This window comes from Streptomyces sp. cg40 (assembly GCF_050320165.1).
Taxonomy (GTDB): domain Bacteria; phylum Actinomycetota; class Actinomycetes; order Streptomycetales; family Streptomycetaceae; genus Streptomyces; species Streptomyces hokutonensis.
This window is the reverse complement of record NZ_CP190128.1, coordinates 5352485-5375703: the sequence shown is the minus strand read 5'-3', so window position 1 is coordinate 5375703 and position 23219 is coordinate 5352485. Positions and strand designations below refer to the sequence as shown.

General features: G+C 69.7%; 29 protein-coding genes and 1 tRNA gene. 23 read left to right on the top strand and 7 right to left on the bottom strand.

The annotated features are described in order from the left end of the window. The first annotated feature begins 366 nt into the window (after nucleotides 1-366). Both ACQHII_RS23925 and ACQHII_RS23920 read left to right on the top strand, forming a co-directional pair. The gene (locus ACQHII_RS23925) at nucleotides 367-1032 is read left to right on the top strand and encodes a bifunctional DNA primase/polymerase (RefSeq protein WP_427921220.1); all 666 of its coding nucleotides are present in this window, start codon (nucleotides 367-369) and stop codon (nucleotides 1030-1032) included. 56 nt (nucleotides 1033-1088) lie between these two features. Beyond that, on the top strand, nucleotides 1089-1661 hold the full coding sequence (locus tag ACQHII_RS23920) for a hypothetical protein (protein ID WP_427921219.1): 573 nt from the start codon (nucleotides 1089-1091) through the stop codon (nucleotides 1659-1661). A gap of 244 nt (nucleotides 1662-1905) precedes the next feature. Here ACQHII_RS23920 and ACQHII_RS23915 read toward each other — a convergent pair whose 3' ends face one another. The 3 genes from ACQHII_RS23915 to ACQHII_RS23905 form a co-directional block, all read right to left on the bottom strand. Continuing rightward, nucleotides 1906-2871: a DUF5926 family protein gene (locus ACQHII_RS23915; RefSeq protein WP_427921218.1), complete on the bottom strand. Its 966-nt coding sequence runs from the start codon at nucleotides 2869-2871 to the stop codon at nucleotides 1906-1908. A gap of 711 nt (nucleotides 2872-3582) precedes the next feature. Next, a complete protein-coding gene (locus ACQHII_RS23910; RefSeq protein ID WP_427921217.1) occupies nucleotides 3583-4131 on the bottom strand; it encodes an ATP-binding protein in 549 nt (182 codons plus the stop codon). A 230-nt stretch (nucleotides 4132-4361) separates the two neighbouring features. Further along, the gene (locus tag ACQHII_RS23905; RefSeq protein ID WP_427921216.1) at nucleotides 4362-5195 is read right to left on the bottom strand and encodes a glycerophosphodiester phosphodiesterase; all 834 of its coding nucleotides are present in this window, start codon (nucleotides 5193-5195) and stop codon (nucleotides 4362-4364) included. Between the two features lie 258 nt (nucleotides 5196-5453). Here ACQHII_RS23905 and ACQHII_RS23900 point away from each other — a divergent pair, with 258 nt between their 5' ends. The 6 genes from ACQHII_RS23900 (at nucleotide 5454) to ACQHII_RS23875 (ending at nucleotide 11193) form a co-directional block, all read left to right on the top strand. Next, complete coding sequence (locus tag ACQHII_RS23900) at nucleotides 5454-6989, top strand: S1C family serine protease (RefSeq protein ID WP_427921215.1); 1536 nt, start codon at nucleotides 5454-5456, stop codon at nucleotides 6987-6989. Nucleotides 6990-7183: 194 nt separating this feature from the next. After that, nucleotides 7184-7831, top strand: coding sequence for an RNA polymerase sigma factor (locus tag ACQHII_RS23895; RefSeq protein ID WP_427921214.1), 648 nt, complete (start codon nucleotides 7184-7186; stop codon nucleotides 7829-7831). Then, nucleotides 7824-8756 (top strand): CU044_5270 family protein, encoded by a 933-nt coding sequence (locus ACQHII_RS23890; protein WP_427921213.1) that lies wholly within the window; start codon nucleotides 7824-7826, stop codon nucleotides 8754-8756. The genes ACQHII_RS23895 and ACQHII_RS23890 overlap by 8 nt, the downstream gene beginning before the upstream one ends. Nucleotides 8757-8759: 3 nt before the next feature. Further along, complete coding sequence (locus ACQHII_RS23885) at nucleotides 8760-9674, top strand: GNAT family N-acetyltransferase (RefSeq protein ID WP_427921212.1); 915 nt, start codon at nucleotides 8760-8762, stop codon at nucleotides 9672-9674. A 91-nt stretch (nucleotides 9675-9765) separates the two neighbouring features. Continuing rightward, a tRNA-Ser gene (locus ACQHII_RS23880) sits at nucleotides 9766-9852 on the top strand. A gap of 723 nt (nucleotides 9853-10575) precedes the next feature. Beyond that, nucleotides 10576-11193, top strand: a complete 618-nt coding sequence (locus tag ACQHII_RS23875; RefSeq protein ID WP_427921211.1) for a nuclease-related domain-containing protein — start codon at nucleotides 10576-10578, stop codon at nucleotides 11191-11193. On the opposite strand, the gene ACQHII_RS23870 is transcribed toward ACQHII_RS23875, so the two are convergent. Beyond that, nucleotides 11194-11952 carry a GntR family transcriptional regulator gene (locus ACQHII_RS23870; protein WP_427921210.1) on the bottom strand — a complete coding sequence of 253 codons (759 nt, stop codon included), beginning with the start codon at nucleotides 11950-11952 and terminating at the stop codon, nucleotides 11194-11196. A 191-nt stretch (nucleotides 11953-12143) separates the two neighbouring features. On the opposite strand from ACQHII_RS23870, the gene ACQHII_RS23865 reads away from it, so the two are divergent. The 14 genes from ACQHII_RS23865 to ACQHII_RS23800 all read left to right on the top strand — a co-directional run bounded on the left by ACQHII_RS23865 (nucleotide 12144) and on the right by ACQHII_RS23800 (nucleotide 19619). Then, nucleotides 12144-12473 (top strand): hypothetical protein, encoded by a 330-nt coding sequence (locus ACQHII_RS23865; RefSeq protein ID WP_427921209.1) that lies wholly within the window; start codon nucleotides 12144-12146, stop codon nucleotides 12471-12473. A 2-nt stretch (nucleotides 12474-12475) separates the two neighbouring features. Beyond that, nucleotides 12476-13798, top strand: coding sequence for an FtsK/SpoIIIE domain-containing protein (locus ACQHII_RS23860; RefSeq protein ID WP_427921208.1), 1323 nt, complete (start codon nucleotides 12476-12478; stop codon nucleotides 13796-13798). Nucleotides 13799-13884: 86 nt separating this feature from the next. Beyond that, on the top strand, nucleotides 13885-14058 hold the full coding sequence (locus ACQHII_RS23855) for a hypothetical protein (protein WP_427921207.1): 174 nt from the start codon (nucleotides 13885-13887) through the stop codon (nucleotides 14056-14058). Between the two features lie 77 nt (nucleotides 14059-14135). Next, nucleotides 14136-14768 (top strand): DUF2637 domain-containing protein, encoded by a 633-nt coding sequence (locus ACQHII_RS23850; RefSeq protein WP_427921206.1) that lies wholly within the window; start codon nucleotides 14136-14138, stop codon nucleotides 14766-14768. A gap of 12 nt (nucleotides 14769-14780) precedes the next feature. Beyond that, a complete protein-coding gene (locus ACQHII_RS23845) occupies nucleotides 14781-14963 on the top strand; it encodes a hypothetical protein (RefSeq protein ID WP_427925567.1) in 183 nt (60 codons plus the stop codon). Nucleotides 14964-14965: 2 nt separating this feature from the next. Next, nucleotides 14966-15154: a mobile element transfer protein gene (locus tag ACQHII_RS23840; protein ID WP_427921205.1), complete on the top strand. Its 189-nt coding sequence runs from the start codon at nucleotides 14966-14968 to the stop codon at nucleotides 15152-15154. 14 nt (nucleotides 15155-15168) lie between these two features. Further along, nucleotides 15169-15324 (top strand): hypothetical protein, encoded by a 156-nt coding sequence (locus tag ACQHII_RS23835; RefSeq protein WP_427921204.1) that lies wholly within the window; start codon nucleotides 15169-15171, stop codon nucleotides 15322-15324. A gap of 23 nt (nucleotides 15325-15347) precedes the next feature. Beyond that, nucleotides 15348-15659: a SpdD protein gene (locus ACQHII_RS23830; RefSeq protein ID WP_427921203.1), complete on the top strand. Its 312-nt coding sequence runs from the start codon at nucleotides 15348-15350 to the stop codon at nucleotides 15657-15659. Between the two features lie 95 nt (nucleotides 15660-15754). Continuing rightward, nucleotides 15755-15937: a hypothetical protein gene (locus ACQHII_RS23825; RefSeq protein WP_427921202.1), complete on the top strand. Its 183-nt coding sequence runs from the start codon at nucleotides 15755-15757 to the stop codon at nucleotides 15935-15937. 5 nt (nucleotides 15938-15942) lie between these two features. Then, a complete protein-coding gene (locus tag ACQHII_RS23820; RefSeq protein ID WP_427921201.1) occupies nucleotides 15943-16158 on the top strand; it encodes a hypothetical protein in 216 nt (71 codons plus the stop codon). Then, nucleotides 16155-16847, top strand: a complete 693-nt coding sequence (locus ACQHII_RS23815; protein WP_427921200.1) for a DNA methylase — start codon at nucleotides 16155-16157, stop codon at nucleotides 16845-16847. Before ACQHII_RS23820 ends, ACQHII_RS23815 begins: the two co-directional genes overlap by 4 nt. Further along, nucleotides 16844-18229 carry a replication initiator protein RepSA gene (gene repSA, locus ACQHII_RS23810; RefSeq protein ID WP_427921199.1) on the top strand — a complete coding sequence of 462 codons (1386 nt, stop codon included), beginning with the start codon at nucleotides 16844-16846 and terminating at the stop codon, nucleotides 18227-18229. Before ACQHII_RS23815 ends, repSA begins: the two co-directional genes overlap by 4 nt. A gap of 2 nt (nucleotides 18230-18231) precedes the next feature. Continuing rightward, entirely contained in the window at nucleotides 18232-18441 is a 210-nt protein-coding gene (locus ACQHII_RS23805; protein ID WP_427921198.1) for an excisionase family DNA-binding protein, read from the top strand. After that, the gene (locus ACQHII_RS23800) at nucleotides 18441-19619 is read left to right on the top strand and encodes a tyrosine-type recombinase/integrase (protein ID WP_427921197.1); all 1179 of its coding nucleotides are present in this window, start codon (nucleotides 18441-18443) and stop codon (nucleotides 19617-19619) included. The genes ACQHII_RS23805 and ACQHII_RS23800 overlap by 1 nt, the downstream gene beginning before the upstream one ends. Nucleotides 19620-19871: 252 nt before the next feature. On the opposite strand, the gene ACQHII_RS23795 is transcribed toward ACQHII_RS23800, so the two are convergent. The 3 genes from ACQHII_RS23795 to ACQHII_RS23785 form a co-directional block, all read right to left on the bottom strand. Beyond that, on the bottom strand, nucleotides 19872-20270 hold the full coding sequence (locus tag ACQHII_RS23795; RefSeq protein WP_427921196.1) for a hypothetical protein: 399 nt from the start codon (nucleotides 20268-20270) through the stop codon (nucleotides 19872-19874). A gap of 957 nt (nucleotides 20271-21227) precedes the next feature. Then, complete coding sequence (locus ACQHII_RS23790) at nucleotides 21228-21434, bottom strand: Imm32 family immunity protein (protein WP_427921195.1); 207 nt, start codon at nucleotides 21432-21434, stop codon at nucleotides 21228-21230. 42 nt (nucleotides 21435-21476) lie between these two features. Beyond that, nucleotides 21477-22367: a bifunctional DNA primase/polymerase gene (locus tag ACQHII_RS23785; protein WP_427921194.1), complete on the bottom strand. Its 891-nt coding sequence runs from the start codon at nucleotides 22365-22367 to the stop codon at nucleotides 21477-21479. A 369-nt stretch (nucleotides 22368-22736) separates the two neighbouring features. On the opposite strand from ACQHII_RS23785, the gene ACQHII_RS23780 reads away from it, so the two are divergent. Then, the gene (locus ACQHII_RS23780; protein WP_019073223.1) at nucleotides 22737-23048 is read left to right on the top strand and encodes a hypothetical protein; all 312 of its coding nucleotides are present in this window, start codon (nucleotides 22737-22739) and stop codon (nucleotides 23046-23048) included. Nucleotides 23049-23219: the final 171 nt, after the last annotated feature.

Genomic DNA, 23219 nt, shown 5'->3' with positions numbered 1-23219 from the left:
GGACGGTCCATTGCGGTCGACTGGGCTTGCTCGACGGAGCGTCACAGCGGTCGTGATGGGTACGTACTCGGAGAAGACCAGGGGTGGCGGGGGTCGCCCGGAACCTGGTGAGGGACCCGGGCGTCTTAACCACCGACGATCGTGCCCCATCCTCCCGTGGCGGAGGCGGAGAGAAATACGCGGGACGGCAAAACGCCAGACTTCGCCACCCCCACGCCACGCCCATGCTTTTCATGCACGCACGGGTTCCCCTTGCTTCGCGCAGGGGTGTGATGCGCCAACAGGTACGCACAGTGAAGTGATCGACACATGGTGTGATGTGGTCCTCGGTGTTGCCAGCGGTGCAACGGAAAGGAACGAGCGCTCATGCGCGAGATCCTCGGAAAGCGACGCAGGCTCCTGTCCAGGCGAGACAACAGGAGGTCTGAGATGCTCGGCGCGGCCCTGACCTTCGCCACGGAATGGAATTGGCCCGTACTCCCGGGCGTGGCACCGGACCCCCAGGGCCGGGCCCGCTGCGGCTGTCCGGACCCCGAGTGCACGGTTCCCGGCGCCCACCCCTTCGACCCCGGCCTCCTCGCGGCCACCACCGACGCCCGCATGGTGCGCTGGTGGTGGGGCAACCGCCCCGCCGCGCCCATCGTCCTCGCCACCGGCGACAAAGCCCCCTGCGCGGTCAGCCTGCCCGCTCCCGCGGCCGCCCGGGCGCTCGCCGCGCTCGACCTCCAGGGCATGCGCCTGGGCCCGGTCGTCGCCGCGCCCACCCGCTGGTCGCTGCTCGTCAAGCCGTACTCCATGGAGCAGTTGGGCGAGCTGCTCTACGCCAAGGACCACGTCCCCGGCTCACTCCGCTTCCACGGGGAGGGCGGCTATCTCGCCCTGCCGCCCTCCGAGACCGGCCAGGGGCAGATCCGCTGGGAGCGCGCACCACTGCCCGGCTCGTCCTCGCCCTGGGTCCCCGACGTCGAGGCCGTGGTGGACGCCGTGGTCGAGGCCCTCACTCGTACGGGTGTGAGCGCCCCCGAGTTGTAGGGGTGTCGGGCGCGCGCGGACCGCGGCGCCCGTAGTTGGTCGTTATCTTCCGAACCATGAACCTTCGTCTGCTCGCCCTCGCGGGCGTCGCGGTGTGCGCGGTCGCGCTGCCGCTGGCCGTGGCGTCCGCGGGACCCGTACGCGACGAGGGTCAGGCGGTCGTACGTTCCCTGGTCGACTCCTCCGGCTCCTCCGACGGTGACGCGAAGGACCCGTCGGCGATGCCCTCGCCGGCGCCCGCGCCCACCCGCTCCCCGCTGACGCTCGGCCTGGGGCTGGCCACCGCCGCCCGCTGCGGACCCGAACTCTCCACGCCCGACGGCATCGAGGCGCAGACCTGTGTCATGACGCAGGGCGAGGACACCTGGGCGCGCACCTACTACCGCAACGCGACCGGCGACGACCTGGACGCGGTGCTGAGCCTGATGGGTCCTGCGGACCGCACGGTGCAGATGCACTGCGCCGTGAGCGCCGAGGACGAGCCCTCGCTGTGCGAGACGCCCAGGGAGCACACACAGGGCGCTCCGGGGGCCTACACGGCCGTCGCGGAGTTCGCCGCCGGACAGGGTGGGCGCGGGCCGCTGTTGCTGCGTTCGGGGAGCAACTCCTCGGCGCCTACGGCGAGTTGACGGACGGCATCGTTCCGTACACGCGGGCCGGGCATGAAAAGACCCGGTTGCTGGCGACGGGGGATGCACCAGCAACCGGGCTACTCGAACGGTAACAAGAGATCGGCGGTTCGCAAATTCGATCTCGGCTATTCGGACACCGACTTGCCTTTCACAACGGGGAGTTGTGACAGGAGTCACCGGAGTGAACGAGCCTGTTGCGACTGACCGGTCGGTCAGCCGAACTCCCGCGCTCCGCTGTGTGTCAGCTGAGCGTGACCTGCCGGTTGGTGAGGCCGCCGCGCGCGCGGCGCTCGTCCGCGGTGAGCGGGGCGTCCGTGGCCAGCGCGGCGGTGAGGCGCTCGGCGAACTCGGCGGCCGGCTTCTCCACGTCGTCCGCGCCGAACCCGCTCGGCAGGTCCCAGACGGGCACGGTGAGACCGTGAGCACGGAAGGACCCCACGAGGCGGGTGCCCTCACCGAGACCGGAGCGGCCGGCCGCGTGCAGCCGGGCGAGAGCGTCCAGAAGCTGCTCCTCCGGGTACGGCATGACCCAGCGCAGGTGGTTCTTGTCCGGCGTCTCGCACCAGTACGCGGCGTCCACGCCCTGGAGTTTCACGGTCGGGATGGCGGCGGCGTTGGCGCGCTCCAGGGAGGCGGTCACCTCGGGCGACGCGTTCTCCGCCTCCGGAACCCAGAATTCGAAGCCCGTGTGCACAACTGGCTCGAACGCGCCTTCCGGGTCGAGCAGTTCCTGCAACCGCGGGCCGTCGGCGGGGGCACGGCGGGACTGCACCGGAGTGCCCGGCTCCGCGACCAGCGCGCGCTGGAGGGTGTCGGCGAGGTCGCGGCTGATGTCGCCGGAGGCCGTGTCGTTCTGCAGGCCCAGCAGTACCGAGCCGTCGTCGCGGCGCAGGGCCGGCCAGGCCATCGGCAGCACCGTGGCGAGCGTGACCGACGGAACCCCTTCGGGGAGGCCGCCCTTCAGCGGCAGCGCGACCGTGGCGGCCGGCACCAGCTCGCGCAGCGCCACCCAGTCGCCCTCGCCGGGCAGGCCCTCGAAGGGCCGCTGCACCAGCTCGGTCACCGCGTGCGCGGCGGCCCGGCCGTGGCACGCCTTGTAGCGGCGGCCACTGCCGCAGGGGCAGGGCTCGCGGGCACCGACCACCGGGACCTCCGCGTCACTGAGCTGAGGCCGCCTGGCCGTGGTCTGGGGTCGCTTCTTGGCCATCTGGGTGTCTCCCGGTTACGGCTCGTCTCGTACGGGCGGGAGCCTAGCCGTTCACGCCATGACCGACGGGAGCCTGTGGACAACCAGGCGACACGGGTCGGCGGCGGGCCCGCCTGTGGAAAACCCGGTGACACGGGCCTCCTGTGGACAACCCGGCACCTGTGGACGGACGCGGCGGCTCTGCGCGGACCGGTCGCTCCTGCCGTCGTGGCGGACGGGTCGGTCCAGGTCGTCGTGGTGGACCAGTGGATGAGTCGATCCGGGTCGTCGGTGGACGGTGGGTCGGTCCAGGCCGTCGATGGGGCGGGTCGGTCGGGGTCGTCGTGGTGGACGAGCAGATCCAGGTCGTCGGTGGACGGGTGGGTGACTCCAGGTCGTCGAAGCGGCCGGGTCGGTCCGGGGTGTCGTGGTGGACAGGTCCGTCCAGGTCGTCGCAGCGGACGGGGCCGGTCCAGGTCGTCGTGGTCGACAGGCCGGTTCCGGGTGTGGTGGCGGACGGGTCATCCCGGTCGTCGGCGGACGCCCGGGCCCAGGCCGTCGTAGCGGACCTGCCGGATCAAGTTGGCGCGGCGGACGTAAGTCCCAGTCGCCATGTCGGACGTCAGTCCAAGCCGTCGCAGCGGACGCCTGAGTCCAAGCTGTGGCAGCAGGCGCGTCAGTCCAAGCCGTCGCAGCCGACGCCTCGGTCCCAGTCGTCGCAGCGGGCGCGCGTCAGTCCAGGTCCTCGTAGGCGTCCGCGTAGCCGAGGCGGGTGCCGGAGACCGTCGGGGCCGTGACGCGCGTAGCGAAGTCGTCGCGTCGGCGGGCGGCTTCCGGATCATGGACGTCCTCGTGCACGACGACCCACACCGTGACCTCGCCCAGGGTGTCGTCGCGTACGCCCCAGTCGTCGGCCAGTGCCGTGATGATGTTCAGGCCGCGCCCGCCGTGGGCCGTGACCGACGGGGTGGCCGGAGCCGGGCGGGTCGGGCCGCCGCCGTCCGTCACCTCGACCGTGAGCCGGCCGCCCGTGTCCACGCGCCAGGCGCAGCGGACGTCACCGTCACCGGCCAGGGCGTCGCCCAGCGGCCGGCCGTGCTTGCACGCATTGCTCAGAAGCTCGGACAGGATCAGTACGGCATCGTCGATGACCGATTCCGACACACCGCCCGTGCGCAACTGGTCGCGCATGCGATGTCTTGCCTGCCCCACGCCCGCAGGGCCATGGGTCACGGCCATGCTCGACGACGTGGGCACTTCCTGTGCCACCACCAACGCCACCCCCGAGACCTCCTTCGCCCCACGCCACGGTGTGGATGCCCTCTTGGCCTGTACCGGAAACCGGCCAATCCACGTTCAGTGACGCATTCGCAACGATCGAACACGGACCGAACGCGCCGGAGCACTCCCTGTAATCGGGTGGCTTGTTTTCGATGGTGTGGCCGAGTTCGGAGGATGGTGCAGGTGAGGTGCCCGGGTCAAGGGGTGTTTGGCGGTCTTTATGAGGTTCTTTAATGTTCCCTGCCGAGCTGGCTCAGAACAGCCCGCGGCCGGTTGGTGATGATGGCGTCAATGCCCAGGTCAACGCAGAGATCGACATCCTCTGGCTCGTTGACGGTCCACACATGCACCTGATGACCGGCGTTTTTCAGCCGCTCGATGTACGCAGGGTGATTACGCACGATCCGGATCGAGGGGCCTGCGATCCGGACACCGGCCGGAAGTCGACCGTCCCTCAGGCGGGGCGAGAGGAACTGCAACAGATAGACCGTCGGCAGCGTCGGGGAGGCCGCCCGCACCCGGTGCAAAGAGCGCGCCGAGAAACTCATGACCCGTACCGGGGACTCGGCGGCGGAGGCCGGGGCGTCCAGCCCGAAGCGCTTCAGGAGCACCAGCAGCCGTTCCTCGACCTGCCCCGCCCAGCGCGTCGGATGCTTCGTCTCGATGGCCAGCTCCACCCGCCGGCCCGCGTCCGCGACGAGTTCGAGCAGCCGCTCCAGGGTGAGTACGGAGGTGTCCGCGCGGTCCTCCGGAAGGTGCTCCCAGTCCGGCTCCTCGTCCCGGGTCCGCCAGGAGTCGCGGCCCTTCCAGGAGCCGAAGTCGAGGGCGGCCAGATCGGCGAGCTCCAGCGCCGAGACCGCTCCGCGTCCGTTCGACGTACGGTTGACGCGTCGGTCGTGGACGCAGACGAGATGGCCGTCGGCGGTCAGTCGTACATCGCACTCAAGCGCGTCCGCGCCGTCCTCGATCGCCTTCTTGTAGGCGGCGAGGGTGTGTTCAGGGGCCTCTTCGGAGGCTCCGCGGTGGGCGACGACTTGGATCCGGTGCTGCCGTGCGTGGGTCACCGCGTCATGGTGCCACCGCAAAGGGGTACACGTGGAACCGAAAAGGCGTAGGTATGCGGCTTTTTGGTACTGATGACCGCTTATAAAGGATCGCCATGGACCCACAGGCACCGCTTATGGTGCCCTGACGTCCGGTGGGAAAAGCTGACGGCATACAAAAGCACCAGCACAGCTGTTTCGCGCCGGACCGTCGACAAGCGTGAACGAGTGTGACCGCATGCTTCCGAGAACAACAGCCGTGGACCGAGGAGAAGAGCTGTGAGCACCGAGAACGAGGGCACTGAGGTACCCCCGGCCCCGTCTGCACCTCCTGTGCCGGTGGAATCTCCCGCAGCTTCCCCGCAGGCGGCTGCGCCCGAGGGGGGCGCGCCCACCACGCAGCTCCCCCCGGTGCCTCCGAGCGCCCCGCACGACGCCGGGCACGCGCCCGCGTACGGCGCCGCGCCGCAGACGCCCGGCCCCGAGAGCACGGGATCCGCTCCCGACTCCGCCTGGCCGCCCCCGCCCGCCACACCGTCGTACGCCGACGGAGGCACGGCCGCGGGTGCGTACGGCGGCGAGGGCGTGGGCGGATACGGCGGCGACGGCTACGGAGGCGACGGCGCGTCCGGTGCGGGTGGTTACGGCGGCGGCGCGGGCGGCTGGGGCACCCCGTACCAGCAGCCGGCGCCCAAGAAGTCCGGCGGCGGAAGAGGCGGCCTGATCGCCGCCGTCCTGATCGCCGCGCTGGTCGCGGGCGGCCTGGGCGGTGGCCTCGGCTACACCCTGGCCAAGGACAACGACGACAGCAACTCCACCACCGTCTCCTCCGACACCGGCAGCAGCGCCTCCGTGAAGCGCGACCCGGGCACCATCGCCGGCGTGGCCGCCAAGTCCCTGCCCAGCACGGTCACCATCGAGGCCGAGAGCACCAGCGGCGAGGGCGGCACCGGCACGGGCTTCGTCTTCGACACCCAGGGCCACATCGTCACCAACAACCACGTCGTCGCCGACGCGGTCGACGGCGGCAAGCTCACGGCGACCTTCCCGAACGGCAAGAAGTACGACGCCGAGATCGTCGGCCACGCCCAGGGCTACGACGTGGCGGTCATCAAGCTCAAGAACGCCCCCACCGACCTCAAGCCGCTCGCCCTCGGAGACTCGGACAAGGTCGCCGTGGGCGACGAGACGATCGCCATCGGCGCCCCCTTCGGCCTTTCCAACACGGTCACCACCGGCATCATCAGCGCCAAGAACCGCCCGGTCGCCTCCAGCGACGGCAGCTCCACCAGCAAGGCGTCCTACATGAGCGCCCTGCAGACCGACGCCTCGATCAACCCCGGCAACTCGGGCGGTCCGCTGCTCGACGCCCAGGGCGCGGTCATCGGCATCAACTCCGCGATCCAGTCCACCAGCAGCGGCGGCCTCAGCGGTGGCAGCCAGTCCGGCTCGATCGGCCTCGGCTTCGCCATCCCGATCAACCAGGCGAAATACGTCGCCCAGCAGCTGATCAAGACCGGTAAGCCGGTCTACGCCAAGATCGGCGCCTCCGTCTCCCTGGAGGACAGCACCGCGGGCGCCACGATCACCACGGGCTCCTCCGCGGTCGAGGCCGGCGGCCCCGCCGCCAAGGCGGGCCTCAAGGCCGGCGACGTCATCACCAAGCTCGACGACTCGGTGATCGACAGCGGCCCCACCCTCATCGGCGAGATCTGGACCCACAAGCCGGGCGACAAGGTCACGATCACCTACAAGCGCGGCGGCACCGAGCACACCACGGAACTGACCCTGGGGTCCCGGGTCGGCGACAGCTGACGCAGCGTCCGACACTCGACCGGCCGGGCCGGGCAGGGAATCCCCTGCCCGGCCCGGCCGCTTTCCGCCCTCTCCCCTCACGGGCGCTCGCGCACCGTGGGAACCGGATTCCTCCCTGCGGCGAAGTACGGGTGAAAGCCCAATCTTCATCAGCGTGTTCGCACGGACGATTCGCATGGACGAGAGGAGCCCCGATGACCGTCGAACCAGGCGTCAGGGTGGGGCAGGACAGCGACGCCCCGACGAGTGACGCCTCGGTGATCGAGCGGTCCTGGCAGGAGCCCGAGGCATTCGCCGCGCTCTTCGACCGCCACGCCGACTCGGTGCACCGTTACGCGGCGCGCCGGCTCGGCCCGGAGGTGGCCGAGGACCTGATGGCGGAGACGTTCACCATCGCGTTCCAGCAGCGCTTCCGCTACAACACGGAACTGGCCGACGCCCGCCCGTGGTTGTTCGGCATCGCGACCAACCTCGTGGGCCGGCACCGGCGCGCCGAGGCCCGGCGGCTGAAGGCGATCGGCCGGCTGCCGTCGGCCACCCCTGCCGACGGTGCCGAGGACGCGGTCGCCGACCGGGTGGCCGCGCGGGTCAGCGCACAGGCCGTACGCGGCGAACTGGCCCTGGGCATGGCCCGGTTGCCCGCCCGCCACCGGGACGTACTGCTGCTGGTCGCCTGGGCCGACCTCGGCTACGAGGAGGTCGCCCGCGCCCTGGAGATACCGGTGGGAACGGTCCGGTCACGGCTGCACAGGGCCCGCAGAAAACTGCGCGACGCATTGGGCGGATCCGATCCGACAACTCTCCGAGAGGAATCCGACGTTGAGGAGTCCGACGATGAATGAGATGGAGCTCCTGAAGGAGTGGGACGCGGAAGCGCCCCCGCTCACCGACCACGCACGCGCGCGTGCCCGTCTCCGCCTCTACGAGACGATGACCGCCCCCGCCACCTCCGTGGCCGTCGGCCGCCGCCCGTTCCTGCGGATCGCGGTGGCAGGCGTCGCGACGGCGGCGGTCGCCACGACCGTGCTGGTCGCCAACGACTCCTCGCCCGACACCCAGCCGGTGAGCGCGACCACCGTGCTCCAGGGAGCGGCGGCCGAGGAACGCCGGCTGGAGAAGCCGATCGCCGCACGCGACGACCAGTTCATCTACACCAAGGAGGTCATCAAGGAGACCCCCGCCGGGGGCGGCCGGACCCGGACGTACGTCGACGAGAGCTGGAACTCGGTCGACGGCTCCAAGAGGTCGTACGTCAGCGAACTCGGCCACAAGCAGTGGGTCCCGGTGTACGGGCCGGGCCAGGGCACCTGGCCGCCGAGCAAGTGGAGCGAGCTCAGTCTGATGCCCACCGATCCGCGCGAACTGGCGATCGACCTGCGGGACATGGGCGGCAAGCCGGACTACAGCAAGCCGATGAAGCCCGGCGACTGGCCGATGGTCCAGTACTTCCTCTCCGGCCTGCTCCGCAGGCCCGTCCTGCCGAAGGGACTGCGCTCCGCCGCCTACGAGGCGCTCGCCACCGTCCCCGGCATCAAGGTCGTCCCCGGCCAGAAGGACGCCGACGGCCGCGTGGGCATCGGCATCCGCTTCGTACCCGGACCGGGAACGTCCCGCTCACCGCTCCTGGTCTTCGACGCGAAGACATACCGCTACCTCGGCATGTGCGATCAGCGGACGGCGGGCGGGACGACGTACGAACAGTGGTCGTACGTCGCCGCGAGCGGTGTGGTGGACAGGGTGATGCAACGGCCGCACGAAACTCCATGACCCATGCGACAGAACGACTGGCACCTGACCCACGACGCCGACGAATTCCTCGCCCGGGCCGGCGCCTTCCTGCGCTCACGTCCCGCACACCACACCATGGCACTCACGACGATCGAGAAGGTACGGAGGCGCGGAGCGGACGCACCCGGCGCCGAGCCCCCGGTGTTCGGCTGGACGGAACGAGGAGGCGAGGTCCACGCGGCCTTCTACCGCGTATCCGCCCGCAGCCGCCTGAACCCCACCTCGCTCACCCCGGAGCAGTCCGACACCCTCGCCGCCCACCTGGCAGCCCTCGGCCAACCGCTCTCCGGCGTCATCGCGGACCACGCCACGGCCGAGGCGTTCGCCGAGTCCTGGCAACGGCACACGGGCGCGAAACCGCTACGCACCTGGGGCGCCCGTCTCTATCGCTTGGGCACCCCTACCCCACCGGAGCCGTTCCCGGAAGGCCGCGGCCGAGCAGCAGGCAAGCAGGACCGCGAGCAAGTCGCGCGCTGGTGCCGCGAGTTCTGTGTCGACGTCGGAGAGACCGGCTCCATCGACCTGATCGACGCCGGCCACTGGGCCGCGTCCCGCTTCGGTGACAGACACTTCACGTTCTGGGAGACCCCGGAGGGCACCCCCACCTCCATGGCGGCCGTAACCTCGCCGACCGCCGGCATGGTCCGGTTGGACCCCGTCTACACCCCGGCCCACTTCCGAGGTCACGGCTACGCGGGCGCCGTGACGACCGCGGTGAGCCAAGCCGCACTGACCTCGGGCGCAACGGACGTCGTCCTGTTCGCCGACCCGGCCAACGCCACGAGCAACGCGCTCTATCGACGCATCGGGTTCGTATCGGTGGGGGAGTTCATCGGCTACGACTTCACCGGGTACGACTTCACCGGGTACGGCGTCTCGGGCGCCGCGCAGACGTAGCTCCACGGGATGCCTCAGTGGGACCAAGCCACCCACCCACCCCCGATGCCGGTACGCTGTACCCGCTCCGTCCCTGGTGGGCGGCTGCACAGGTGGGTTGCCCGAGCGGCCTAAGGGAACGGTCTTGAAAACCGTCGTGGCAGCGATGTCACCGTGGGTTCAAATCCCACACCCACCGCAGCATGAGAGCCCTTGACCAGCCAAAACGGTCGGGGGCTCTCGCCGTTTCCCCTCCCCGCGAGCGCCCCTTGTTCCCCGTGGTTCCCCGGTCGATCGGGCACGCGAGGGGCACGGGCTGCGGATGAGTGGCTGACGCATCAACTCGGCTTTTCCATAAGGGAGTTGGGGCAGACCGATGTTTCACGTGAAACCGAGCTTCCCCACCTCAACCCACCACTCACCCCAGCTTCCATCCCGTCCGCCGTCGACCCACACACCGTGGAGCGGGCGTAGTTCATGGCGTCCAGGTGGAGCGCGCCACTGTACGAACGACCTGGACGCCATGGGCTGCGTCTGCTCGGCTCTGCCTGGGTCGATGGTGGTCGGGATGGAAGCACCTCACGTGCACTACGACGGGCCCGCAGTCGCGCACGGCGCCCCCTCCATCCCGGTGTCGGCTGATCCCCCGCCGGAGGCATCGCCTTGACCGTGGCATTCGTACGGTGGTCACCCCATCACCCCGGCCTCTCACGTGGGCGCGCGTCGGCGCAGCGCGGGCGGAGCGAGCCGAAGGCAGGAGCGGCGCCCGCAGCGGAGCCGGGAGCGCGCCCGGCGGAGCGGAGCGCAGCCGGGACTTGATGAAGTAGAGAAACCTGTAACAGCTCATGGCTGATCCGGGCCTGGGCGTAGATGCCGTCTCCGTGGTGGCCTGGCAGTACAGCTACATACAAGGGGGCTGGGCATGCAGCCGTTGGCAGATGACTTGGCGCGGAATCGTCCGGGCGACGCGGTGCGCCGCAAGATCCAGGAATTACAGCCGAACCCTCTGCTGAGAGTGATCGACCGTTGGCGGCCTAAGACGGAGATCTATAGCTGGATCATCGGCCTCCGGGGTGAAGTGCTCACCGCTCGGCGGCTCGCCAAGCTCCGTGGCCACGGCTGGCTCACCCTTCATGCGGTCCAATGGGCGACGGGCACGGACATCGACCACATCGCCATCGGTCCCGCCGGCGTTTTCTCCATCAACTCCAAACGGCATCCGGGCAAAGCCGTCTGGTACGGAGACAGAGAGATCACGGTGAACGGCAGCACCACCCACCACATCGCAGCGAGCCTGTCCGAAGCACGTCGAGTGTCCCGCGCCCTCTCCAAACACTGCGGATTCGAGGTGCCGGTACGGCCCGTGATCTCGGTCGTGCATGCGAGAAAGCTCGTCGTCAAGAACGCCAACACGCCGGTTCTCGTGCTCGAAGTCGGTCAGCTCGACCGCGTCCTATCCGGGTTGACACCGACTCTGGCAGCCGACCAGGTGGCCCACATCTACGGCATCGCGCGGTGGTCTCACACCTGGTCTGCCTGATCAGGCGTCGAAGTCGTACTCAAGGATGTAGGAGGCCGCGTCAAGCGTCATTTCGTTGACCTCGACAGGACGGCCCTCGTCAGCGAACGCCGTTCGGCAGATCAGGATGACCGGCGTGCCAGCGGAGATGCTCAACTGCGCCGCTTCCTCCTTCGTCGGCATGCGTGAGCGGATCTCCTCGCGGAAGTGCACCGGCTTGTAACCGAGTTCGGCGAGCCGAGCGTAAATCCCTCCGGACCCCGGGTCCTCCTGGGTGATCGCCGACCCTTCGACCACCGAAGTGGGCAGGTAGCTGGTCGCCAGAAGAACGGGCTTCCCGTCGAGGACGTACCGCCGACGCCGGACGCACACGGTCTCCTCGTCGACCAGGTCAAGCACGCGCCCGATGTCCGCCGGCGCCGCCTCTTCCGACACCGCCACTTGGTCGACGTCGAGCGCCCGACTACCGGTGTCGGCTGCCCAGATGGATCGCCCGCTACCCCACTGCTCTTCCGAGAGCCGCTGGATTCCTCGGCGCCGCAGTGGCTGGAAGGACCGGACGAAAACGCCTGCTCCCTTGCGGGACTCGGCGATGCCCTCGTCCTTGAGGACACCCAGGGCCTGACGTGCCGTCATACGGGCTACGCCATGCGTGCCCATCAAGTCGTTCTCTCCCGGAAGCCGATCACCGGGACCGTACTCGCCCGACTGGATCGCTTCGCGTAGAGAGTCCGCGATCCGCTGGTACTTCGGCCGACGGTCGTCGTCGGTGGTGGTCATTCGGGAGCCCTCCTCTCATCTCTAGACAGCCTAGGCCATAGGTACGGCACTCGCTCTGCCGTGTAGCCCGAATCCCGCACTCTCAACATCTCTATACAGATTCCCTTGACGTCTCTAGAGACGTGTGGCCTACTGGAGATGTCTAGAGAGGCTGCGAACCGGCGGCCTCCGAGAACTGAGGGATGTGCTTCATGCCGTCGTTCAAGATCGACGTTTCGACCGCTGTGGTGTTCGTGGCGACCGCGCCCGTGCCGAAGCTGGTCAACCAGAAGACCGGTGAGCGGGCCGTGGACCGGGAGACGAACGCGGGCCTGTCGACCGTGGGCCTGCTGGTCTCCGACGAGGGAGAAGGCAACCTCTACCAGGTGACCATCCCGGAGACCGGTTTCCCGGAGGGTCTGGCGCCGGGGACGCCCGTGAAGGTGATCGGGCTGAAGGCGCGGGACTGGGAGAACGAGTTCAACGGCCAGAAGCGGCACGGGATCTCGTTCCGCGCGGTCGCGATCACTCCGGCGGCCTGATCATGGCTGACGCGACGATGTGGCTGGAGACTGCGGGCGCCATAGCCGGCGTCGGCGGTCTCGGCTACGCGAAGTACCGGGCTCCTCGCGCGTACTGGTCGCTGGTCGGTCTGCCCGCGACGTGGGGCCGGTTCACGGTGACGTACCGCTCGACCATGGACGTGTGCGGGTTGACGGTTCAGCCGTCCGGCCTGCGGGCGTTCATGGCCCGCAACGTGGCTCGTCGTCAGGTGCAGCCGGTTCCGCCGAAGATCCGCCGCGTGCGGGGCACCATGACCGGACTGCGGGTCACCCTGCGTCTCCCGGCCGGCCTGGAGCCCGCCGACGTGATCGCCTCCACGGAACGGCTGCGGCACGCCTGGGGTGTGCACGCGGTGCGGGTCGCGGTGACGAAGCCGGGGTTCGTGGAACTGCGCATGACTGGCTATGACGTGTTGCGCCGGGTGCGTATGCCGCGCAAGGCGCAGCCTCGGGACATGGTCGTGCCGGTGGCGCTGCGGGACGACGGGACCGTGTTCGAGCGGGACTACCGCAAGGTCCCCATGGCGCTCACGCTGGGCGCCAACAGTTCGGGGAAGTCGACGTATCAGCGCAGTCTGATCAAGGGGCTGGCTCAACTGCCGGTGGCCTTGGTGGGGATGGACTGCAAGCGCGGGGTGGAACAGGCCGCGTACGCGCCGCGTCTGTCGGCCCTGGCGACCACCCCGGACGATGCCGCCTCGCTGGCGGATGTGCTGGTGGCGGAGATGGAAGACCGCTTCGACCTGCTGGGCCTGTACGGCGCTGCGGACATCTGGGAACTGCCCGAAGACCTACGTCCGGCTCCGATCGTGGTCCTGGTCGACGAGATCGCCGAACTCTTCCTGATCTCCCGCAAAGAGGACGAAGACCGCCGCACACGGATCGTCACGGCGCTGATCCGGCTGGCGCAGATGGCCCGTTCGGCCGGCATCTACCTGGAGATCTGCGGGCAACGCTTCGGCTCCGACCTCGGCAAGGGCGCCACCATGCTCCGCGCCCAGCTCACGGGCCGTGTGGTGCACCGGGTCAACGACAAGGAAACGGCCGAGATGGGGCTCAAGGACGTCGCCCCGGTCGCGGTCCCGATCGCCTGCATGATCCCCGCGAGCCGTGCCGGTACGGCCGTGGCCACGGACGCCGATGGCGGCTGGTCCCTGATCCGCACGCCCGAGATCGCGCGTGAGGAAGTCGCCACGGTCTGCCGGGACTTCGAGCACCTGGTGCCCGACCTGCCGTTCCTTCGGCCCTTCGCCCCCGCCGCCTCCTCACCGCTCGTCGGCACACCACTGCTGACCAAGCCCTGACACCCCTCTGCCCAACACGGTCGGCGTGACCGCCTCGCGCCAGGTCCCTACCCGATCCATGCCGAAATCCGGAAGGAGCGCAGCTCATGGCTACTGCCGACACCGCCGCCCGCGAGACCGAAGCGAAGAACTGTCCGGTCTGCCACGGCACCGGAGAGGTCTCCCGCACCGTTCACGTCGGACGCAAACGCCGCGCGGTCGGCCAGCAGACCGGGCTTTGCCTCAACTGCCTGGGCAGTGGCGAGGCCCCCGCCGAATGACCTGCCGGGGTCGGGCGGATGGAGACCCCTTGCCCCGCCCGCTCCTGGCCCAACTCTCCTGAAGGGAGGTGCCGTTCATGGCCCGCTCGGTCCGTCTGGACGCAGTCCTGATCCAAGCCGTCATCGCCGGTGCCCTCTCGTTCGCCCACCTGCACGACCTCGCGGAAGCGGCCCATCAGACTGGGTGGAAGGCCTGGGCCTACCCGGTCTCGGTCGACCTGCTGATGGTCGCCGCCTGGCGCCGACTGCGCACCGCCCTCCATGACAGCGCGGCCTGGACCTGGTTCGTCATCGCCCTGTCGGCCTCGCTCGGGGCGAACGTCGCCACCGCCGGACTCCTCGACCTCGACCACGTTCCGGCCTGGCTGCGGATCCTCGTCGCCGGCTGGCCCGCACTCGCCTTCCTCGGCGGCACGCTCCTGGTCCACTCGCCCACGGCCGTGCCCGCTTCCCCACAGCCTGTGGATGACGTGGCCGCGCCGGAAGTCGAGATGCACCGCACCGACGAGCCCGCCCCGGCGGTCGACCCGGTGCCGGAACTGCCCGCCGCACCCGTGGTGCCAGCCGCGCTCCTCGACCACGCCCGGAAGATCGCCGACGCCCACCGCGCCGCGACCGGATCGCCGATGCCCGTCGACGCCCTGTCCGCCCGGCTCCAACTGCCCGCCCCGATGACCGCCGCGATCGCCGCACAACTCCAACTCACCTGAGAGGAAAAGAAGTTGACCACCATGCAGCCCTTCGAGCGCCCCGACGACTTGGTGAACGCAGCCCGCGAGATGGCCGACGCCGGACGCCCGACCCTGGCCCGTCTGCTCGCCGAGGAAGCCGCCGACCGCACCCCGGACCGGGCGGCCCGCATCCTCGACGAGTTCCCCGGCCGCACCCTGCGACAGGGGGACTGACGGTGACCGCCTACCGCCGCTTCCGGCACGTGATCCGGATCGGACCCGTCCAGGTCGCCACCTACACCGACGACCGGGGCCGCGAGAAGCACGCCATCGCCTGCACCGCACCCGACTGCGGCTTCTCCAGCGACTACCGCGACCGTGCCGCCGCCGAACTCACCGCCCAAACCCACCGCTGCAACGCCTGAAGGGAGATCACGTTATGGACGTCCCGCTCTGGTTCGCCCTGCTCGTCGTCGGCTACCTCGGCATCAAGCTCATTCGCCCGCCCGTGTGGCTGGTGATCGTGCTCCTGCTCGGCGGCTACCTCCTCGCCGGCAGCGTCCTCGCTCCCGCTCTCGGCACGGTCCTGAAGTAACTCAACCCGAAGGGAGATCAACCGTGTTCACCCCGAAGTACCCGCCCCAGGACACCGCCCCCGCCCCGACCCCGGTCGTCTACGTGCCGACCGCCGGCACCCCGGTACCCGCTCCGCAGGCTCCTGCTCCGCTCGCCCCGGTCTCGAATCGTCCGACCGTGCAGCTCACCCCGGGCAGTGCGCTCGCCCTCGCGGCCGGCGGTGGTGCCGTGGTCCTCGTCGTCGGCGTGGTCCTGGTCTCGCTGCTCCTCGCGGTCGCCATCACGGGCGTGTCCGTCGCCGTGGTCGCGGTCGTTCTGCGCTCCGTCCTGAAGGACTTCAACAACCAGCGTTAACCGGCCCCCGGAGCGGCCTCGGTCGCCAAACTTCCGCCGCTCCGGGCGCCCCATCCCATTCCTGATCCAACGGACCCGAAAGGGACGCCCCCATCATGCCCCAGCACGCCGAGACGAACACGCCCGTCTGCCGAGACTGCGACGGCTTCGCCACCGCCACCATCACCACCGGTACCCGCCACCGCGACGGAACCCGCGCCACCCTCCGCGTCACCTGCACGACCTGCAAGGGCACCGGTCACACCGCCCGCGCCGCCCTGATCCGCGCCGGGAGGTGACCGCCATGTTCCGCAAGCTCCCCGCCGACCTCACCCCGACCGAGGACAGCCCCGGCCTGCGCGTCAAGACCGGTACCCGCTACAGCAACTCCCAGGGCGACTACCGGTGCGGCGGCTGCGGTGCCGAGGACCACGCCAACGGCGACACCGACGTCAAGAACCTGGTCGAGGACTACAGCGCCAACCACGGCCCCGCCCACCGCAACGGGGGCCGGCGATGACCGCGCCCCGGGTCCTGGACCTGTTCTCGTGCGCTGGCGGTGCGGCCATGGGCTACCACCGCGCCGGCTTCGCGGTCGACGGCTGCGACATCGCCGAACGCCCCCGCTACCCCTTCCCGTACCACCGGGGCGACGCCCTCGAATACCTCGACCGCCTCATCACCACGGGCGCCATCGAGCGGTACGCCCTCGTGCACGCCTCCCCGCCCTGCCAGGCAAAGAACACCCTGACCGTGGGCACCAACGCCTCCCAGGGCTGGGGCGGCACCCATGAAGACCTGGTGGCGCCCACGCGCGAACTGCTCGACCGGTCCGGCCTGCCGTACGTGATCGAGCAACCCAACGGCAAGGCGGAGATCCGCAAGGACGTGACCCTGTGCGGCGAGATGTTCGCTCTCGCCGTGCTGCGCCACCGCAACTTCGAACTCGGCCGCTGGGCCGTCGCTCGGCCGGCTCACCCCAAGCACCGTGGCTACGTGCGCGGTTGGCGTCACGGCGTCTACCGCGACGGCCCGTATGTGGCCGCGTACGGGGAAGGCGGCGGCAAGGCCTCGGTTGCCGAGATGCAGCACGCCATGGGCATCACGTGGACCGACATCCACGAGGAGCTGACCGAGGCCATCCCGCCCGCCTACACCGGCTGGATCGGTACCGCGTTCCTGACTTGCCGTCAGGAGGTGTTCGCGTGACCGACACCGCCACCCTGGCGGGACTCGACCCGGCCACCCTCAGCGACGTGCTGAGGGTGGCCGGCTCGGCCCACTTCGACCGCTGGCAGGACCAGATCCGCCGCACGGGCGGCTGCTCCGACCCGATCCGCCTCGCCGGCGCCACCAAGACCATCGACCCGACCACCAAGACGATCCTGTACGCCTACACGACCGAGCACGAGCCCGGCGGCACCCTGCGGATCGCGTGCGGCAACCGCCGTGCCTCGCGCTGCCCGGCCTGCGCCTGGACCTACGCCGGCGACACCTACCACCTCATCCGAGCCGGACTCGTCGGCGACCCCGCCAAGGGCACCCCGCACACGATCCGCGACCACCCCCGCGTCTTCGCCACCCTCACCGCGCCCTCGTTCGGCCCCGTCCACAACCGACCCGGCAACCGGCCCTGCCGCTGCGGCACCCGCCACGGCGAGGACGCGCCCGAACTCGGCACCCCGCTCGACCCGACCACGTACGACTACGCGGGCGCGGTGCTGTGGAACAACCACGCCTCCGAGCTGTGGCGTTACTTCACGATCTACCTGCGCCGCGAGATCGCCAAGCGCGCCGGCCTCACACAGAAGGACGCACACGCTCAGTGCCGCGTGGCCTTCGGCAAGGTCGCCGAATACCAGAAGCGCGGAGCCGTCCACTTCCACGCGGTGATCCGCTTCGACGGACCGGACGGACCCGACAGCCCCCCGCCGGCCTGGGCCACGCTCGACCTGCTTGATGACGCGATCCGGGCCGCTGCTGCCCGCGTCGCGGTCGACGTCGACCCCGCCGGAGACGAGCCGGCTCGCACGCTGCGGTGGGGCACACAACTCGACGTCCAGCCGATCGGCGCCTTCGGCCACGGAGAAGAGATCACCGAAGCCGCTGTGGCCTCCTACGTCGCCAAGTACGCCACCAAGGCGGCGGAGACCACGGGCACGGTCGACCGCAGGATCGGCAACAAAGAAGCCCTCGTGCTGCTCGACGTGCCAGACCACCCCGCCCGCCTGATCGCGGCCTGCCTCGACCTGCACCCGCTCTACCCGGACCGCAAGCTCCGGGACTGGGCCCACATGCTCGGCTTCCGGGGCCACTTCTCCACCAAGTCCCGCCGCTACTCCACCACCCTCGGCGCCCTGCGACAGGTCCGCGCCGACTACCGGGCGGCCCAACACCGCGAAGCCCTCGGCCTGCCCGACCCCGACGACAACCCGGAGGCAACCACGCTCACGCTCGCGCACTGGACCTACGCCGGCCACGGCCACACCCCCGGCGAATCCTGGCTCGCAGCCAACATCCGCCGGGACATCCAACTCAACCGCGAGACCACACGCGAAGCCCTCGCAGAGCTGCCCGAGGGGGAGTGGTGACCATGGAACGACTCCTCAACGTCCACGAGGTCGCCGAACTCCTCGGCACGACCGTGCGGTTCTCGCGCCGGCTGATCGAAGAACGCCGGATCACCTTCGTGAAGGTCGGACGACACGTCCGAATCCCTGAACGGGCCATAGAGGCGTACGTAGCCGCGAACACCGTGGAACCGGTCGTCCTCCGACCGACAGGCCTTAGGAGGGCTGCCTGATGGCAGGGAAGCGCAAGTCTCGCCGTGGCTTCGGCAGGATTCGGAAGCTGCCCTCAGGGCGGTACCAAGCTCGCTACCCGGGGCCTGACGGAGTGTTGCGGCCTGCCGACCGCACGTTCGCCACCACCACGGACGCCGATCGATGGCTCGCAAAGAAGCGCATCGAGATCGAAGACGGCCGCTGGATCGATCCCGCCGAAGGACAGACGACGGTCAGGGACTGGTCGGCTCGCTGGTTGGCGGCTGTGTCACCGCAGCTCAAGCACAAGACGCAGGCTTCGTACCGATCACTGATCAACTCGCTGATCAACCCGGCGCTTGGGGACCGTGAGCTGTCGAGCCTGCGTCCGATCACCGTGACGGAGTGGGTCGCGCAGATGCGAACGAGGGGGCTCAGCCCGTCGCGAATCCGGCAGGCGTACCGAGTGCTGTCGCAGGTCATGGCCTCGGCCGTCGACAACGACCTGATCGCGCAGACACCTTGCCGGGGCGTGCGTCTCCCTCGGATGCCGCAGACCGAGCCCCACATCCTGACCCCGCTCGAAGCCTCACGCGTCGTGCGGAAGGCCGACAAGCCGCACGACCTACTGATCGCGCTGCTCGCCTTCGCCGGCCTCCGGGTGGGTGAGGGGTTCGCCCTGCGCCGTGACGATGTCGACGTGGCGGGCGGCACGGTGCTGGTTGACGAGAACCTCGCTGAGGCGAACGGAGCTCTGGTCTTCGACACCCCGAAGTCCCATCAGAAGCGGCTACTTCGCGTGGCGCCCACCCTCGCGAAACGGCTCGGGAAGCACCTGGAGACCCTGCCGGACGACGGCCGCGCGCTCCTGTTCACCACACCTGCGGGCAAACCCCTGCACTACAACCAGTGGCGCAAGGCCTACTTCGACCCCGCCGTAGCGGCGGCCGGCCTCACCGACGTGACCCCGCACGATCTCCGGGCCTCGCATGGGACGTGGGTAGCCGACAAGTACGGTGTCATGACGGCCGCTCACCGCCTGGGACACTCGAACGCGAGCGTGACCACTCGTCACTACGCCCGTCCAGTCGCCGGCCGCGATGACCAGGTGGCCGAAGCTTCGGACGCGTGGGTCAACGGGCACGATCTCGACCGAGGGGCACGTAGCGGGCACGACGACGATGACGACGGCTTGGCGGGGTCGCTCGTACCCGTCTGACCTGCGGCGGAGACCTCACCGCCCATGATCGGCGAAAGGTCTTGAAAACCGTCGTCGCAGCGATGTGACCGTGGGTTCAAATCCCACACCCACCGCCCAGGTCAGATGACTTGCAGGTCAGAAGGGGCGCCCACGTTCGCGAGGGCGCCCCTTCCGCGTGCACCTTGTCTCACCCCGTTCCGCCTCTGTCCCACGGTTGACCAGTGCGTATGGGTCATCTGTGGGACAGAGGCGGGCCCGCTCAAGAGCGGCTCACCAGTACGAGATCGGGCTTGTCGACGACAACGCCCCCTCCCCGCCCACTTCCACGTCGAGCTCGCTGTAGTAGGCGTGCCCCGAGGTGGCATGGATGTGCCACGGGCCGCCGTGCATGTCCTTACAGGCGACCCCGGTGGACCAGACCCTTGTGTTCGCGGTTATGTCCCAGAGTGTGAACTCCGCCGACTGGCAATGGGCAGGGACCACGGTGATGTAGAAGTCCGGCAACACGTCACTGCCACTGGCGCTGATGCACGCCTTGATACCGGCACTGGAACTGTAGGGGTCGCAGCCGCCGCCGCTGGCGGCGCTGGCGGGTGTGGCCGCGAGGAGGCCGGTGGCGGCGATGCCGGCGGCAATGGCTCCGGATGCGAGCTTTCGGGCGAGGTTCATGAAACATCCCTGGCAATTGGGCCAACCAACTGATGACGCCGAGGAACCTACGGCCCAGCCGAGCCGCCCCCAAGGGCATCGCTGGATGTGACGAAATCATGGGAAGAGGATGGCGCTGACCTGCGGTGATTGGCCCTGGCGTGATGATGGGACGGGACGCGTCGGCCGGTGGGGGCGAGGGGCCGTCGGTCGGCCTGCGGACTGAGGCCGACGGCACCGTGCGCTTCCGCCGGGCGGTGTTCTCCGCGGCCTTCCGACCGTCCATGCGGCGTGAGAGGGCTTCGAGGGCGGGCCGTAGAAGCGCGGGATCTTCCAGCGCCTTGACCTTCATCGAGTGCCCGGAGAGCCAGGACAAGGCCGATCGGATCTCTGGCGGCGGCTCCTCTGCGGTGTGGCGTGCGGTCATTTCACCGTCCGGGCCCGGTAAAGCGCGGAACGCCCACTGGTAGAGAGTGGTCCGCAGGGTCTTGGAATCCGGGGCGCCCCGAGTTGTCGTGACCAGAGCCGGGATGACAACGGCGAGCGCCTCGGTGATGCCCGCGCGGTGCTTGGCCGCGGCCAGCGGCCACTTCATGAGCGCGTACGCCGTGGCATGGTCGTACCAGGTGGGCGAGTCGCGGACTGTCAACTCCCGCGCAGGCAGGCCCGTGTCTTCGTCGAACTGCTCGCGCTCACGAAGCGCCGTCATCAACTCCGAACGGCGACCGTCCGCCTGAGGCTTGAGCTCGAAGCTTTTGGAGTGCGGCCGTGCCCCGACGCGCCGGCGGAGTTCGTAGGGCTTCGGACGTCCCGCGCGCTTGCGGGTTTCGCTCCTCATACCGCGACGCTCTTGGAAACCGTCGTCGCAACGATGTCACCGTGGGTTCAAGTCCCACACCCACCGCGGGTGAACGGCCCCTGACCGGGTGACTCGGGCGGGGGTCGTTCGCGGTGGATGGGGCCTGCGGCGCCTCGGGTCTACAGCGCCTCGTCGCGTTGCAGGATCAGGCTGATCGGCCCGTCCGTGAGGTCGATGCCGGCGTCGAGATGCTCGTGGTAGCCGTCCCGGAGTTCGGGGTCGGCGAGGGCGGTGAGGCGCTCGGCCAGGGTCAGGAGACCGGCCGCGTTGCCTGCCACGGTGATCTCGGTGGCCGAGCCGTAGACCTTGATGCGAGGTTCTTCCATGCGGTCACGCTACAGAGGGATGTTGCGGCGAGGGGCCCGAGTTCATGCCCGCCGCCCCGTCATCCGAGCCGCCGAAGCGATCGTCGCCCGTGCCTCCCGCTCCGACAGCCCCGTGCCCAGCGCAGCCTCGACCAGGGGCTCGACCAGCGCCGGGCCGATGTCGTTCTCGTAGGCGCGGCAGGCCGCCCAGAAGAGGCGGGTGTTGCGTTGGCCCTCGTGGGCGGCGAGGACGAACTGGACGAGGCCCTGGCCGTGTTGGCCGGTCGAGGTGGGGGTGGGGTGGTTGGTGCGGGGTGGGGGGAGGAGCAGGCGCAGGAGGGAGGGTGGGCAGGGGGCCGGTGCCAGGTGGGCAGTGGCGGGCGCGGCGCCGTAGAAGCCGTGTTCGGTGCGGGAGCCGGGGCCGACGAGGTAGCCGCCGGCGCCGCGGATGTCGATGCCGGGGGCGAGGCGGCCCGCGGAGTTGGGGACGACGACGTCGGGCGGGCCGGTGAGCCAGAGGTGGCGGCCGCCGCTGGGGGTGAGGACGACCACGGTCTCGGGGATCGTGAACAGGTGGCGCAGGGCCAGTTCGCGCAGGGCGGAGGACGAGTCCGTACCGGATTTGGTGTCGAGGTCGACGCCGATCAGGTGGTGCGGCGGCAGTCCGCACGCGATGCCGTAGCCGGTGGCCCAGGGGGCGGCGGCGAAGAGTTCGCGGATGCGGGCCGGGTCGGTGGAGGCGTCGTAGACACCGTGGCCCAGGAGTCCGCACTCGCCGTGGCAGGGCGGTCCCACGGTGCCCGCGGCGCCCACCAGGTCGGTGTCGTCGCGGTGCGGTGAGCGCAGGGCCGGGAGTTTTGTTCGGGACAGGGGGATCACGGCCAGTCCGCGTTCGGCGGCTGACAGGGCGTGTGCGAGGGCCAGCGTGGTGGCCTGCCGGTCGATGGTGGCCATGACTCCATGTTCGTACGAGTGTTCGAAAAAGGGAAGAGGGGGTCGCGTCGACGCGCCCGGGGGAGGGTGATGGCCGGGAATGTGGCGGAACGCTTCGCCTCTTCTGCGGCCCGGGGCGGGATGTCCGTACCGCCCTGAACTGCGGCTTCGGTGGAGGCAAAGGGGTTTATCGACTTGTCATCACGCTTCAGGGGGAATAACCGCTTCCGCCCTGGTTCGCCGGGGATTCGGTGGGCAACTCTGGTCTCGCGACGTCGTGCACAACACCGAGGCGGTCGGCCAACTGCCCTGGTAGCAGCAGTACTTGAAGCCGTACTTCATGTGCGTCCGGCTACGGAGCCGCTACGCACTCTGTTCTGGAGGAACAACATGGCAAGCATCCGTACCGCCCGCCTCATCGCCGCCGTCTCCGCCCTCCCGCTGGCAGCCGCCCTCTTCACCGGCGTCGCGGCGGCGGACAACGGCGCCATCGCGGGCAACGGATCGAACGCGGGTGTGGCGACCGTCAGCGGCAGCGGGGTCGGGCACGACAATAAGGGCAACTCGTCCACCACACAGCAGCAGGCGGTCGGCTCCGGGGCCTCGAACCAGAGCAACACCGCCCAGGTCAACGGATCCGCGTTCACCGCCATCAACCAGGGAAACTCGAACGTCGCCGTCAACTTCGCCAACTTCTGGTAGCCGCGCCCGACGACTCCCGCGCGGGGATGCGCGGAGGCGTCTGAGGGTGTGTGAGGTGTGCTCTGTGGGGTCGTAACGCGTCTGCGCGGTGGTGCTTCGGTGCCACCGCGCAGACGTTTTCCCGCATGCGGGCAGACGTCCCGCGCGGACGTTCTCGTGCGCCACGCGCGC

Excerpts from the sequence above, each read along its gene's own strand:
- ACQHII_RS23915 (WP_427921218.1), bottom strand. The coding sequence starts at position 2,871 with ATGGCCAAGAAGCGACCCCAGACCACGGCCAGGCGGCCTCAGCTCAGT.
- ACQHII_RS23815 (WP_427921200.1), top strand. The coding sequence starts at position 16,155 with ATGACCGCGCCCCGGGTCCTGGACCTGTTCTCGTGCGCTGGCGGTGCG.
- ACQHII_RS23860 (WP_427921208.1), top strand. The coding sequence starts at position 12,476 with ATGGCTGACGCGACGATGTGGCTGGAGACTGCGGGCGCCATAGCCGGC.
- ACQHII_RS23785 (WP_427921194.1), bottom strand. The coding sequence starts at position 22,367 with ATGGCCACCATCGACCGGCAGGCCACCACGCTGGCCCTCGCACACGCC.
- ACQHII_RS23890 (WP_427921213.1), top strand. The coding sequence starts at position 7,824 with ATGAATGAGATGGAGCTCCTGAAGGAGTGGGACGCGGAAGCGCCCCCG.
- ACQHII_RS23790 (WP_427921195.1), bottom strand. The coding sequence starts at position 21,434 with ATGGAAGAACCTCGCATCAAGGTCTACGGCTCGGCCACCGAGATCACC.
- ACQHII_RS23850 (WP_427921206.1), top strand. The coding sequence starts at position 14,136 with ATGGCCCGCTCGGTCCGTCTGGACGCAGTCCTGATCCAAGCCGTCATC.
- ACQHII_RS23795 (WP_427921196.1), bottom strand. The coding sequence starts at position 20,270 with ATGAACCTCGCCCGAAAGCTCGCATCCGGAGCCATTGCCGCCGGCATC.
- ACQHII_RS23875 (WP_427921211.1), top strand. The coding sequence starts at position 10,576 with ATGCAGCCGTTGGCAGATGACTTGGCGCGGAATCGTCCGGGCGACGCG.
- ACQHII_RS23925 (WP_427921220.1), top strand. The coding sequence starts at position 367 with ATGCGCGAGATCCTCGGAAAGCGACGCAGGCTCCTGTCCAGGCGAGAC.
- ACQHII_RS23780 (WP_019073223.1), top strand. The coding sequence starts at position 22,737 with ATGGCAAGCATCCGTACCGCCCGCCTCATCGCCGCCGTCTCCGCCCTC.
- ACQHII_RS23820 (WP_427921201.1), top strand. The coding sequence starts at position 15,943 with ATGTTCCGCAAGCTCCCCGCCGACCTCACCCCGACCGAGGACAGCCCC.
- ACQHII_RS23895 (WP_427921214.1), top strand. The coding sequence starts at position 7,184 with ATGACCGTCGAACCAGGCGTCAGGGTGGGGCAGGACAGCGACGCCCCG.
- ACQHII_RS23920 (WP_427921219.1), top strand. The coding sequence starts at position 1,089 with ATGAACCTTCGTCTGCTCGCCCTCGCGGGCGTCGCGGTGTGCGCGGTC.
- ACQHII_RS23835 (WP_427921204.1), top strand. The coding sequence starts at position 15,169 with ATGGACGTCCCGCTCTGGTTCGCCCTGCTCGTCGTCGGCTACCTCGGC.
- ACQHII_RS23870 (WP_427921210.1), bottom strand. The coding sequence starts at position 11,952 with ATGACCACCACCGACGACGACCGTCGGCCGAAGTACCAGCGGATCGCG.
- ACQHII_RS23855 (WP_427921207.1), top strand. The coding sequence starts at position 13,885 with ATGGCTACTGCCGACACCGCCGCCCGCGAGACCGAAGCGAAGAACTGT.
- ACQHII_RS23805 (WP_427921198.1), top strand. The coding sequence starts at position 18,232 with ATGGAACGACTCCTCAACGTCCACGAGGTCGCCGAACTCCTCGGCACG.
- ACQHII_RS23865 (WP_427921209.1), top strand. The coding sequence starts at position 12,144 with ATGCCGTCGTTCAAGATCGACGTTTCGACCGCTGTGGTGTTCGTGGCG.
- ACQHII_RS23800 (WP_427921197.1), top strand. The coding sequence starts at position 18,441 with ATGGCAGGGAAGCGCAAGTCTCGCCGTGGCTTCGGCAGGATTCGGAAG.
- ACQHII_RS23885 (WP_427921212.1), top strand. The coding sequence starts at position 8,760 with ATGCGACAGAACGACTGGCACCTGACCCACGACGCCGACGAATTCCTC.
- ACQHII_RS23825 (WP_427921202.1), top strand. The coding sequence starts at position 15,755 with ATGCCCCAGCACGCCGAGACGAACACGCCCGTCTGCCGAGACTGCGAC.